Here is an 11,965-nt window from a genome sequence, read left to right as displayed (position 1 = left end):
CTACAGGTCGAGGACGTACTCGGCGCCGTAGACGTCGTCGGCCCCGGCGTCGACCACGACGAGGGCCCGGTAGGTCCCCGGCGGCAGGTCGCCCAAGCGGATCCGCTGGCGGACCGAGGTGCCGGGGTAGATCCGGCTCCGGGCCCCCTCGACCCGGCCGTGCGACGTCCCGGCCGCGTCGAACAGCTCGGCCCAGACCTCGGGCCGGACCATCCGCCCGCCCGTGTTGGCCACGTCGACGCGGAGGCCCCGCGCGCCGGCCTCGTCCCGGACCAGCTCGGCCCCCGAGAACGTGACCTCGACCGGGGCGTCGCCGCGGACGTGCGTCGCGAGCTGGACCCCGTACCGCATCACCGGCCGGACGCCGTAGCGCGGCGCGGCCGGGGCGTCGCCCAGCGTCGACTCGGGCGCGTCCGGGGGCACCGACTCGACCATGAGCAGGCTCCACGACGAGCCGGCCGGCGCGTCGGCCGGGACCGTCACGGCGTACTGGACGGCCCGGGTCTCGCCCGGCGCCAGCGTCACGACGGCCGGGCCGAACCGGACCCACGCCGCGTTCGAGCGGGCCGACGTGCCGGGCTCGCCGTAGACGTTCGTCCCGTCCGCCTGGAACGAGTAGTCGCGGAGGTAGACCTTGGCCTGCTGGGCCGTCGCCGTCTCGTTGGCGACCGTCACCTCGCCCCGGTAGACCGTGCCGGCCGAGACCTCGCGGTCGTCGGAGAGCGCGCTGCGGACGGAGATCTGGGCCTGGGCCGAGCCGGCGAGCGCGAGCACGAGCAGCGCGGCTAGGCGGGCTGGTGTGGTCGGAGTCATTGGTCGAGAAAGGTGAAGGTGACCGTGTGGAAGTCGTCGCCGACCTCGGCGCTCGTGCCGTCGGCGACGGTCGCGGAGGCGCGGTAGGTGAGGAGCGCGCGGCCCTCCTGGGCCCCGGCCGTCGGCGGGACGTCGCGCAGGAGGTCGGCCGGCAGCATCCCGTCCACCAGGTCGACGGCCGGCTCGACGGTGGCCTCGGTCCCGTCGGACCAGGTGGTGACCTGGAGCCCGACCGAGAGCCCGAAGCGCTGGCCGGGGCAGACGGTCTCGACGGTGAGCTTGGCCGTCGCGCCGAGTCCGTTGATCCAGTGGATCTCGGTCGAGCTGTCGACGGTCTCGGCCGGCTCGTCGCCCGCCGTGGCCGCGTCGACGTCGAGCGCGACCAGGGCGCCGCCGGCCGTGAACTCGAGCAGGTGGCCCCCGTCCTCGACCGGCCCGCCCATCTCGGGGAGCGGGACCTGGGCCTGGGCCGTCGCGGCGGCGAGGAGGAGCACGAGGGCGCGCACGGTCAGCCGTCGGTGAGCGTGAACGTGACCGTCCGCGTCTCGCCCGGGCCGGGCGTGGCGGTGGCGTCGGCCGTGGCGGTGTAGGTCACCGACAGGTCGCTCGCGGCCACTCGGGCGACCCCCACGACCAGGTCGACGGGCGCGGTCCCCAAGACGTGGCCGGTGGCCGTGGCGCCGGTCGGAGCCTGGAGGGCCACCCCGAGCGTGACGCCGTCGGCGTAGGGCGCGCTCAGGACGCCGGTGATCTTCTTGCCGGACCCGTTGGTCGTGATCCCGTAGGTCGTGGTGGCGTCTTGGGCCTGGGCCGTCCCCCCGCCGGACGCCGCGACCGTGAGGGTGACATCGGCGAGCGACAACGCGATCTCGTTGATCGCCGAGACCGACACCGCGACGTCCTGGCTCAGCACGGCCACGCTGCTGCTGTAGCGCGCGCCCGGCTCGGGCAGCGGCACCTGGGCGCCGGCGGGACGCGGAGCGCCCGCGGCGGCGAGGAGCAGGAGGAAGACGGAGCGGGCCGGGCTCACAGTCGGGGGGATCGGTAGACCCCTCCGGTATCGCGCGGATCGCGGCGAGCTAAACCGGAGACGTGACGAAACCGCCGAATGACCCGAGACGGCGCCACGGCCCGGGACGGCACGCCCTCACCGGGCGACCGTCATGCGCTGAACCTGGACGTCGGGGCCGGCCACCAATCGGGCCACGTAGACGCCGCTCGCCAGCCCACGGGCGTCCCACGTCGCGGTGTGCCACCCGGCGCCGTGCTCGCCATCCGCCAGCACGGCGACTTGGCGGCCGAGCGCGTCGTAGACGGCCAGCCGAACGGGCCCGGCGTCGGGCGTCGCGTAGCGGAGCGTGGTGGCCCCGGCGAACGGGTTGGGCGCGTTCGGGGCCATCCGCAGGCCGTCGGGCCGGAACGGCGTCGGGGCGACGCGGGCCCCGTCGGTCACGCGCAAGACGAAGCGGGCCGGCGCGTCGGCGGCGAGCGCGGCGGCCGGGGTCGCGGCGGCGAGGGCGACCGGGACCGACGGCGTCGCCCGGAGGTCGGTCTCGCGTCCCGTCTCGCGGTCGTAGAGCGTGAGGGCCCACCCGTCGGGGATGCCGTGCCAGTCGGGCCACGAGAGCGTGTACGTGCCGGCGACGGTCGCCGCCAGCCCGAGCTCGAACGTCTCCTCGCCGGTCGCCATCGGGCGCCCGTCGAAGGCGAGCCGGCCGCCGGCAGAGCCGAGCCAGACGGTCGCGAACTCGTCCGAGATCGGCGCCATCCGGTCCACGTCGAACGGGTCGCGGCCGGCGCGCGCCGCGCCGTCGAACACGAGGTAGGTCTCGGCCTCGCCGCGCCCGCCGCCCTCGAAGTGGAGGCGGACGTGGGGCGACGGCCCGGCCGGCGGGGTCCCGGCCTCGGCCCGCCGGCCGACGGCGACCGGCGTCCCGTCGTTGGCCACGCTGCTCGACCGGAACACCAGCGAGGCCCCGCCGGCGGTGGCCTGGACCGAGAACGCCTGGAACGGCGCGATGTGGGGCCCGGCCGCGCCGACGCCGCCCGCGCTGTTGTAGTACGTGTAGCCGCTCATCCCGCCGCCCTCCGTCGCCGCCGGGTCCCACGTCGCGTAGCTCGTCCCGACGCCGGTGCTCGCGGCGACCGTCGCCGGCCAGTCCAGGTTCGCCACCCAGGGGTTGCCCACCAGGTTGTGGCTGTCGCCCGCCGACGTGTTGAACCCGAGCGGCACCGAGGCCACCGCCGAGCGGGGGCCGGTCACGGTCCAGACGGCCGGGAGCTGGGCCGTCCCGTTGGGGTCCTGGTCCCAGACGTAGAAGATGTAGCCCTGGCCCGGCACGAACGCCGCGTCCGAGCCGCCGAGCGGGTCCCAGTCCTGGGCGGCCACGTCGAGCCGCTGGAGGTTCGGCGTCCCGGCCTGGGCCCGGGCCCAGGCGGCGCCCTGGGTGTGGAACGGGCCGTTGAGCGCGCTGTAGCCGACGCCCACGAGCGGGACGCCGAGCATCCGCCAGCCGCTGGCCCCGGTCTGGCCGAAGGCCCGCTCGGCCGAGAGGTTCTGGCTGCCGCTGACGGCCACGCTCCCGCCGTCCTCGAACAACGTCGCGGTCCGGCCGCCGACGGACTTCAGCGTGAGCGACCGGCTCCGGAGCTCGAAGGTCCCGCTCCGGACGGTGACGCCGCGCGTGACCTCGACGTCGCCGTCGAGGTAGACCACGGACCCGGCGCCCGGGTCGTTGCCCGGGTCCGCGACGAGCGTGGGGATCGAGAGCACGTCCGGGGCGCGGATGTACTGGTCGTCGTCGCCGCCCGCGATGGTGATCGTGCTGGCGTTCGCGATCCCGTTCGGGACGTAGATCTGCAAGTCGTCGCCGAGCGTGAAGTCGTAGCCGGCCAGGTCAAGGGTGCCGGCCTCGATGGCGAAGTCCTCGGGGACGGCGAGGTCGCTCTGGAGCGTGGCCCCGGCGGCGTTGTCCAGCTCCAGGTCGACCGGCCCGGTGATCGCCCCGGTCGCCGTGATCGCCTGGTTCGAGACGCCGTCGAGGACGATGTCGGCGCTGCCGCTGGTGTGGCTCCGGACGAACCCGCCGGTGAGGGCGAAGTCCCCTCCGACCCTGAGCGCGGTGTTGCCGGTGTTGCCGTTCACCCAGAGCGTCCCGCCGCTCACGGCGAGGTCGCCGGCCACGTCCATCGTGCCGCTGCCGCTGTCCTTGTACACGAACGCGCCGCCCGTCTGCACGTAGCGCCCGCCGATACCGAGGGCGCTGCTGCCGCTGGACTCCCAGAGCACGGAGGCCCCGTTGCCCCCGGTGCTGACGATGCGGAGGTCGCCGTTGATGGCGACGGGCGCCGCGCCGAGGACGATGCCCGCCGTCTGGCCCGGGCTGTTCCACGTCAGGTGGTGGAAGCTCTGGTTCAGGTTGGACGGCGGCGTGTTGACGGAGCCCGAGATGACGCACGTCGAGCCGGCCGCCCACGTCGTCGCCGCCGAGGGGGGAAGGGTGCCGCCGTTGCGGGCGTGGTCGTAGACGGCCCCGCCGGCGACCGTCAGGGTCCCCGCGTTGATCACGGAGACGTCTCCGGCCAGGACCGTCATCCGCGTCGTGACCGTCACGGCCGCGCCGTCGAACCGGAACGGGTCGCCGTCGGTGTTGACGACGATCTCCGGGATGGAGACGGGGGCGCTGGCCAGGAGGTCGGCCGTGGCGCCGAACGCGCTGGTGAACGTGACCCGGCTGGCGTTGGCGAGGCTCCCGAAGACCCTCAGGTCGTCGCCGACGGTGACGTTGCGGCCGTTGAAGTTGAAGGTGTTGCCGCTGAGGATCTTGAGGTTGTCGTTCAGGACGAGGTCGCTCTGGAGCGTGGCCCCGCCCGGGTTGTCGAGGGTCATCTCGACCTCTCCGACGAACGTCCCGGTCGACGTGACGGTCTGGTTGACGGTGCCGTCGAGGCGGACGTCGGCGGAGGACCCCGCGAGGACCCCGATGGTGCCGCCGGTGAAGGCGAACGCGCCCGCGACGCGGAGCGTGGGCACCCCGGAGCCCGTCGCCAGGCCCAGCGCGCCGCCGCTCACCGTGAGGCCCCCGTTGACGTCCATCGTGCCGGCGGAGCTCCCATAGCTGTAGACGAGCAGCCCCCCCGTCTGGATGTAGCTCCCGCCGACCACGAGCGGGGTGGTGGCGTCCTGGGTCCAGTAGAGCCCTCCGCTCCCCGTCGAGGCCACCGTGAGGTTGCCGGCGATGGGCCCGATCGCCGTCCCCAGCACCCAGCTCCCCGTTTGTCCGGGGCTGTTCCACGTCAGGTGGTGGAAGCTGTGGCCCGTAAAGCCCGAGGGGGCCGCGTCGACGAGGCCCGTAAAGGCGGCGGTCGAGCCGGCCTCCCACGTCGTGCGGCCCGCCGGCGGGAGCGCCCCACCGTTGCGCGCGTGCCGGTACACCCCGCCGTTCTTGACAGAGACGGTAGACGGGTCCGGCACGGAGAGGGTTTGGAAGACCTCAACGGTGCCGAAGATCGTCAGCTCGTGGCCGCTGCCGTCCTGGAGCGTGAGGGCAGCACTCACCGTCAACTTCCCGCCGGCGTTGACGACGACCTCGTTCGTCGTGAGCGCGTTCCGCACGGTGACGGTGTGCCCGTCGCGGACGGTGATCGTCGAGGCGTTCGTGGCCCCCGGGGTCTCCGTCGCGGCGACCCAGCCGGAGCCGTTGTAGCGCTGCCACGTCGCGGTCTGGTCCCAGAAGCCCGAGCCCGTGCTGCGGTACTGGCCGTTCGACTGGGCGAGCGCGGTCGGGGCGAGCAGGACCAGCAGGACGGCCCCCACCACCCACCGGACCGGCAGGAGGGCGGAGGCCGTCCGGAGGGCACAGGTCATCGGGGGGCCCGGGGGTCGGGTCGGAGGCGTCGGGATCGGCGGGCGCCCGCTAGCTGTCCGTGAGGATCGTGAACGTGACCACCTGCGTCTCGCCCGTCCCGTTGGGGGCGACGGTGGCGTCGACGGTGGCCGTGTACGTGATGCCGAGCCCGCTGTCGGAGACCTGCGCGACGCCCGTGACGAGGTCGACGGCCGAGGCCGACGTCAGCGTCTGCTTCCCCTCGCTCGACCCGCTGCTCGGCGCCACCAGGTCGACCTCCAGCGTGATGCCGGTCGTGAAATCGGCGACGAGCTGGCCGGTGATCTTCTTGTTCGACCCGTTCGACGTCACGGCGTAGGTCGACGCGGTGTTCTCGACCGGGTCAAAGTCCCCGCCGGCCGTGGTTGCGGTGTTGACGGTCAGCGTGACGTCGTCCGAGACGGAGATCTCGTTGACCTCTTCGACGACGACGGTCACGTTCTGGGTCGTGCTGTTCGAGCTCTGCGCAGACGCCGAGGCCGCGAGCACGAGGGACAGGAGGAAAAGGCGCATGGTTCTACAGGGGAGGAGACAACGGGAAGGTGGGGGGACGGTCTTCGTCGTCCGAGACCAGGTATCGAGCGGGACCGCCGTTCCTTAAGCGGGCCGGCCCTCGCACGAGCCGGCCCGCCCGGCGCCGGGGCCCAAGAGTCGCCGAAGGCCGCCCCGCGCCGGGCAGGGCGACCGCGCGCTACTGATCCCCGGCCCGAACCCCCCGTCCGAGCGCCCATCGATTCGCTCAGCGGGCGCTCAGACTGTCCCCCTTGAAGGGGGACAGCTTTCCGAGCCTGGGAGCGCAGCGACCGGCCGGACAGCGGGGGGTCCGGGGCTCGCATGCGCTCACCCTGCCGCGCCGGGCCCGCCGGCGAACCGCGCCCCGAGGCGGGCGTAGCTTCTGAACCCCGCCCCACGCCGCCCCGATGCCCGGAACGCCCGTCAACAACGCCACGCCCGACGAGCGGCGGCTCAACTTCTGGGAGAAGCTCTACCTCCCCGAGATCTTCAAGGGGCTCGGCTACTCGGCCTCGAAGATGTCGCTCGAGAGCTACGCCTTTGAGTATCCCGAGGAGCAGTGGTACCCGCCGGACTCGTACCGCGGCCGGCCGGTCCTGGTCGAAGAAGAGGGCCGGCCCCGGTGCGTCGCCTGCGGGCTGTGCGCCCGGTCGTGCCCGCCGCTCGCCATCTCGATGCAGGCCCACGAGGTCGCCGACGACATCAAGGAGCGCGAGCCGGAGTGGTTCGAGATCAACATGCTCCGGTGCATCTACTGCGGGTTCTGCGAGGAGGTCTGCCCCGAGGAGGCCATCGTGATGTCGAAGGAGTACGACATGACGTTCCAGGACCGCGAGGAGGCCCACTTCGGCCTCGACAAGCTGCTCGTGCCGAAGGCCCGGCTCGAGGACCGGCTCGCGTTCCTGGAGCGCCGCCGGAACGGCCAGCCCTCCGGCGACTGGCGGCACAAGCCCGAGAACAACGTCCACACGTTGCGGAACCGGCTCGACTACGTCGCCCGCGTCGAGGACGCCGTCGCCGAGGTGGCCGAGGCCGACCCCGCCGAGCCTCTGGCGGAGGACATCAAAGCGTAAAGGCCAAGCGGCATGGGGCAGAGGACAAGAGGCCGTCCTCCCGCCCTCTGCCCCACGCCTCGTCCTCCTTGTCCCCGATGCTCGACCGTTACTCGGAGCCCCGCCGCGACGCGGCCACGCTGGCGGCCCGTCGCGCCGCGCTGCTCGACCAGCTCGGCTGGCTCGAGGACGAGGCGACGGCGCTCGCCCCGCTCCTGAGCGCGCTCCCGGCGTGGGCCGTCGAGCAGGCCCCGATGCCCGACGACCTCTCGGCCAAGGAGACGTTCGCCGCGCTCGCCACGCTCGACCGCGACGTCTACCCGGCGTGGATCGGCCGGCTCCAGGCCGAGGACGCGCCGGCCCTCGACACGCCCGCGCTGCCCGGCCCGGAGGGCGCGAACGACCGGCCCCTCGACGACCTGCTCGTCGACCTCCGCGCCGCCCGCGCCGGCTTGCGCGAGACGCTCGCCGCCGTCCCTGCCCAAGCGTGGAACCGCCGCGCGGTCCTCGACGGCGAGGCCACCGACCTCTACGGCGTCGCCCTCGCCATCGTCCGCCGCGACGCCGACCACCTCAAGACGCTGGCGTACCGGCTCCACGAGGCTGACCTCCGCACGCCCAAGGGCTGAGGCCACAGGGCGCGCGCTCAGGACGACCCGGACGAGCGCGCGCTCGCCCCGGGCGTCCTGGCCAGGGCGAGCGCAACCTCGCCCCGTCTTGTCATCCCGACCGCGCAGCGAAGGCGCAGCCAACGCCAGTGACGGGTCTCTACGCCGACGGTGGAGGCCATCGGAGCCGGCGCGGCAGGTCTCGGAGTCCGAGGTGAGATCCCCCGCCCTGGCTGCGCCGTCGCTTCGCGGTCGCGGGGGCAGGCTCTTCGCATTCGCTCAGGATGACATTGTAGGCGAGGGTGCGATGGCCCTGTCGTCCTGGCGGAGGCCGGGCCACGACGGACGCGGCCGTCGTACCATGCCGCGATCCCACGGCGGCAGATCCGCCCCGCGTATGACCCGCAGTGTCCTCTCGATCCTCGCCCTGGCGGTCGCCGCCGGGTGCGCCGGCCCGGCCACCGAGCCCACGCCGGCCGAGCCCTCGACGGAGGCGTCCGACCTCGAAGCGCTCTACTGGGCCCGCCAGCAGGAGGCCCAGACCCGGTTCACCGACGCCGACGTCCGGTTCATGACGGGCATGATTGGGCACCACGCCCAGGCCCTGGTCATGTCCGCGATGGCGCCCCGCAACGGCGCCAGCCCGTCCATCCGCACGCTGGCGGCTCGGATCGCGAACGCCCAGCGCGACGAGATCGAGACGATGCAACGGTGGCTCCGCGACCGCGACCAGCCCGTTCCCGAGGTCCACATCGAGGGGACGCGCTTGATGATCCACATGACCGGCGGCGAGTCCGACGGCGGGATGAATCATGGCGGAATGGACCACGGCCAGATGGACCACGGCATGGGCCACGACCACACGTCGATGCCAGGGATGCTCACCCAGGCCCGGCTCGACGAGCTCGACGCCGCGCGCGGGGCCGCGTTCGACCGGCTCTTCCTGACCTACATGATCCAGCACCACGCTGGCGCCGTCGTGATGGTCGAGGACCTGTTCGAGGTCGACGGCGCCGGCCAGGACGAGGCCGCGTTCAAGCTGGCCTCCGACGTCCAAGTCGACCAGCGGACCGAGATCGCCCGGATGGAGCAGATGCTGGCTGCGCTCTCCGACTCCTGACCCCTTCCACGACGACCACCACCCGTCTTATGAGACCCCTTGCCACGCCCCGCCTCGCCGCTCTCGGCGCCGCCCTCCTGGTCGCCGGCTGCGCGTCGCCGGCCCTCGTCGAGGCCCCCGCCCCGCCGACGTCCGGCCCGATGATGTCCACCACGGCCCCGAGCCCCGACCCGCGCGTCGGGCTGGGCGACGGGCTGTTCGACGCCGAGCAGGCGCTGTGGAACCTCGACCTCGTCTCGGAGACCGCGCCGCCGGAGGCGTTCGTCGGCGTGACCAACTCGGACCTGGCGTTCACCGGGCCATACGCCATCCAGGGCAACTACAACGGGATCCAGGTGTGGGACCTGACCGACCCGGCCGCGCCGGAGCTGGTCACGGAGTACGTCTGCCCGGCGTCCCAGAGCGACGTCTCGGTCTACGGCGACCTCATGTTCGTGTCCGGCGAGGGGCTGGGCGGGCGGCTCGACTGCGGGACGCAGGGTGTGGACCAGGCCGTGAGCCCGGACCGCCTGCGGGGCATCCGGATCTTCGACATCTCGAACATCCGCGAGCCCGAGTACATCGCCAACGTCCAGACGTGCCGGGGCTCGCACACGCACTCGGTGCTCAAAGACCCCGACGACGACGAGAACGTCTACGTCTACGTGTCCGGCTCGGCCGGCGTCCGCCCGGCGGAGGAGCTCCCGAACTGCGTCTCGGCGTCGCCGACGGAGGACCCGAACTCGGCGCTGTTCCGGATCGAGGTGATCCGGGTGCCGCTCGACAACCCGCGGGCGGCGGCCATCGTCAGCTCGCCCCGCATCTTCGAAGGCCTGACCGCGCCCGAGACGCACGGGATGGCGCCCGACGACGTCGCCGCGATGGACCGGGCCCGCGCCGAGGGCAAGTTTATCGCCACCTTCGGCGGCCAGGAGCGCGTGCTGCCGGACCCGTTCGCCCAGATGTTCCTGGGCCAGATCGTGATGGAGCGCGGCGGTGAGGGCGCCCCGACGGCCGCCGACAGCATGGCGCTCCGCCAGCGTCTGCCGGCCCTCTTGGCCGAGCGGTTCGGCGCGCCGGACCCGGACGACGACGGTCCGCGCCCCGGCCCGACCCAGTGCCACGACATCACGCTGTACCCGGCCATCGGACTTGCCGGCGGCGCGTGTGAGGGCTACGGCCTGCTCCTCGACATCCGCGACCCCGTCAACCCAACGCGGCTCGAAGCGGTCGCCGACTCGAACTTCTCGTACTGGCACTCGGCCACGTTCAACAACGACGGCACCAAGGTCCTCTTCACCGACGAGTGGGGCGGCGGCGGCCAGCCGAAGTGCCGCGCGAGCGACCCGATGGAGTGGGGCGCGAACGCCATCTTCACCATCGAGGACGGCCACGACCTCGACTTCCAGAGCTACTACAAAATCCCAGCGGCCCAGACGACGACCGAGAACTGCGTGGCCCACAACGGCTCGCTCATCCCGATCCCCGGCCGCGACGTCATGGTCCAGAGCTGGTACCAGGGCGGCATCTCGGTCTTCGACTGGACCGACCCCGCCAACCCGGTCGAGATCGCCTACTTCGACCGCGGGCCCATCGACGCCGACGAGTTCCAGATGGGCGGGAGCTGGTCCGTGTACTGGTACAACGGGCTCATCGTGAGCTCCGAGATCGCGCGCGGGCTCGACGTGCTCAAGCTGGAGCCGAGCGGGTTCTTGTCGGCCAACGAGATCGCGGCGGCCGAGACCGTCCGGTTCGACGAGCTCAACGCGCAGGGCCAGCCCAAGTACGACTGGCCGCCGTCGTTCGCCCTGGCCGGGGCCTACGCCGACCAGCTCGAACGGTCGCGCGGGCTGGCGCCGGTCGAGCTGGCGCTCGTCCGCACGGCGCTCCAGACTGCCGAGGCGGGGTCGGGCACCGCCCGCCGCGCCACGCTGATGGAGCTGGCGACCGGCCTGTCCGGCATGGCCGGCGACTCGCCGGACGCGGCCAAGGTGACGATGCTCGCCGAGGCCGTCCGCGCGCTCGCGATGGCCGGCTGAGCGGAGACGTCGGTAGGGGCGACTCGGCGAGTCGCCCCTACGTGGCCGGGTCGCCCCCTACGTGGCCGGGTCGCCCCCTACGTGGCCGGGTCGCCTTCGGGCAGCCCCATCGCGTCGACGAAGGCCTGGATCGCCTCCCACACCACGTCGAACGGGGCGAACGGAAGGGCCGGCTGCTCGGCGCGGAGCGCGCGGTAGCCCTGCTCGGCGAACGTGCGGACGGCCCGGGCCCGGAAGGCGGCGGCCGTCAGCGGGAGGTACGACGGCCACGACGCGAGCTTGACCAGCAGCGCCTCCCGAACGACGGCGGGGTCCGGCACGAACGGGGCCTCCGCCAGCGCGAACCACAGGTCGTACACGTCCGAGTGGCGGACCTTGTGGCGCCGCCGCTGCTGCAAGAGCACCTTGAGCTTGTCGGCCACGACGTCGTCGAGGGTCGACGCCAGGACGGGGACGCCGTCGATCCGGGCGAGCGCCGTGTGGCAGACCCGCTCACAGAGGGTGACCTGGACCTCGACCGCGCCCTCGGCCGGCTCGTCGTCGTCGGTCCGGTAGCGGGCCTCGGCGAACACGGTCGGCAACAGGTCGCTCCACTTGACGACGCGGAGGCTCGCGGCGTCGAGCCCGAACTCGGAGGCCGTCTGGCCGAGCCCCGCGCCGAGTCGGTCGCAGACGTCCTGGAGCGTCCGGGCGTGAGCGTCGGTGAGCGCGTTCTCGTGGGCCCGGACGTGGTTGAGGTCGATGTCGTCGGAGGCGCGGGGCGAGCCGTAGACGCGCTGGAGCACGAGGCCGCCCTTGAGCACGTAGTCGCGAGCGAGGTCGTCGTGGAGGCGGAGCGCGGCCAGGACCGCCAGCCGGGCCCGCTGGTCGGGGCTGGCGGGGCGTGCGCGGGCGGCGGGCGGCGTCATGCGACGTCAACGCGCGACCGGCCGACGGGATCGGCAGGCCACCCCGA

General features: G+C 73.2%; 10 protein-coding genes. 4 read left to right on the top strand and 6 right to left on the bottom strand.

Annotation, left to right across the window (positions count from 1 at the left end; all coding sequences use genetic code 11):
* The 5 genes from ACOOHE_RS02370 to ACOOHE_RS02350 all read right to left on the bottom strand — a co-directional run bounded on the left by ACOOHE_RS02370 (position 1) and on the right by ACOOHE_RS02350 (position 6,212).
* Positions 1-813, bottom strand: coding sequence for a hypothetical protein (locus tag ACOOHE_RS02370; RefSeq protein ID WP_420456199.1), 813 nt, complete (start codon positions 811-813; stop codon positions 1-3).
* Positions 810-1,319 carry a hypothetical protein gene (locus ACOOHE_RS02365; protein ID WP_420456198.1) on the bottom strand — a complete coding sequence of 170 codons (510 nt, stop codon included), beginning with the start codon at positions 1,317-1,319 and terminating at the stop codon, positions 810-812. The genes ACOOHE_RS02370 and ACOOHE_RS02365 overlap by 4 nt, the downstream gene beginning before the upstream one ends.
* 2 nt (positions 1,320-1,321) lie before the next feature.
* Complete coding sequence (locus ACOOHE_RS02360; RefSeq protein WP_420456197.1) at positions 1,322-1,843, bottom strand: hypothetical protein; 522 nt, start codon at positions 1,841-1,843, stop codon at positions 1,322-1,324.
* Between the two features lie 117 nt (positions 1,844-1,960).
* Entirely contained in the window at positions 1,961-5,680 is a 3,720-nt protein-coding gene (locus tag ACOOHE_RS02355; RefSeq protein WP_420456196.1) for a T9SS type A sorting domain-containing protein, read from the bottom strand.
* Positions 5,681-5,729: 49 nt separating this feature from the next.
* Complete coding sequence (locus tag ACOOHE_RS02350; protein ID WP_420456195.1) at positions 5,730-6,212, bottom strand: hypothetical protein; 483 nt, start codon at positions 6,210-6,212, stop codon at positions 5,730-5,732.
* A 407-nt stretch (positions 6,213-6,619) separates the two neighbouring features.
* Between ACOOHE_RS02350 and ACOOHE_RS02345 the strand changes: the two genes are divergently transcribed.
* The 4 genes from ACOOHE_RS02345 (at position 6,620) to ACOOHE_RS02330 (ending at position 11,010) form a co-directional block, all read left to right on the top strand.
* Positions 6,620-7,285, top strand: a complete 666-nt coding sequence (locus ACOOHE_RS02345) for a NuoI/complex I 23 kDa subunit family protein (RefSeq protein WP_420456194.1) — start codon at positions 6,620-6,622, stop codon at positions 7,283-7,285.
* Between the two features lie 77 nt (positions 7,286-7,362).
* The gene (locus ACOOHE_RS02340) at positions 7,363-7,893 is read left to right on the top strand and encodes a hypothetical protein (RefSeq protein ID WP_420456193.1); all 531 of its coding nucleotides are present in this window, start codon (positions 7,363-7,365) and stop codon (positions 7,891-7,893) included.
* A 376-nt stretch (positions 7,894-8,269) separates the two neighbouring features.
* Positions 8,270-8,992, top strand: a complete 723-nt coding sequence (locus ACOOHE_RS02335) for a DUF305 domain-containing protein (RefSeq protein ID WP_420456192.1) — start codon at positions 8,270-8,272, stop codon at positions 8,990-8,992.
* A gap of 29 nt (positions 8,993-9,021) precedes the next feature.
* Entirely contained in the window at positions 9,022-11,010 is a 1,989-nt protein-coding gene (locus ACOOHE_RS02330) for an LVIVD repeat-containing protein (RefSeq protein WP_420456191.1), read from the top strand.
* A gap of 77 nt (positions 11,011-11,087) precedes the next feature.
* Here the strand turns inward: ACOOHE_RS02330 and ACOOHE_RS02325 are convergent, their stop codons facing one another.
* Positions 11,088-11,918, bottom strand: a complete 831-nt coding sequence (locus tag ACOOHE_RS02325; RefSeq protein WP_420456190.1) for a nucleotidyl transferase AbiEii/AbiGii toxin family protein — start codon at positions 11,916-11,918, stop codon at positions 11,088-11,090.
* Positions 11,919-11,965 lie beyond the last annotated feature (47 nt).

The organism is Rubrivirga sp., from assembly GCF_965213695.1.
Lineage (GTDB): Bacteria > Bacteroidota > Rhodothermia > Rhodothermales > Rubricoccaceae > Rubrivirga.
Note: the sequence above shows the minus strand (reverse complement) of the source record. Positions and strands in the feature narration are given on the sequence as shown.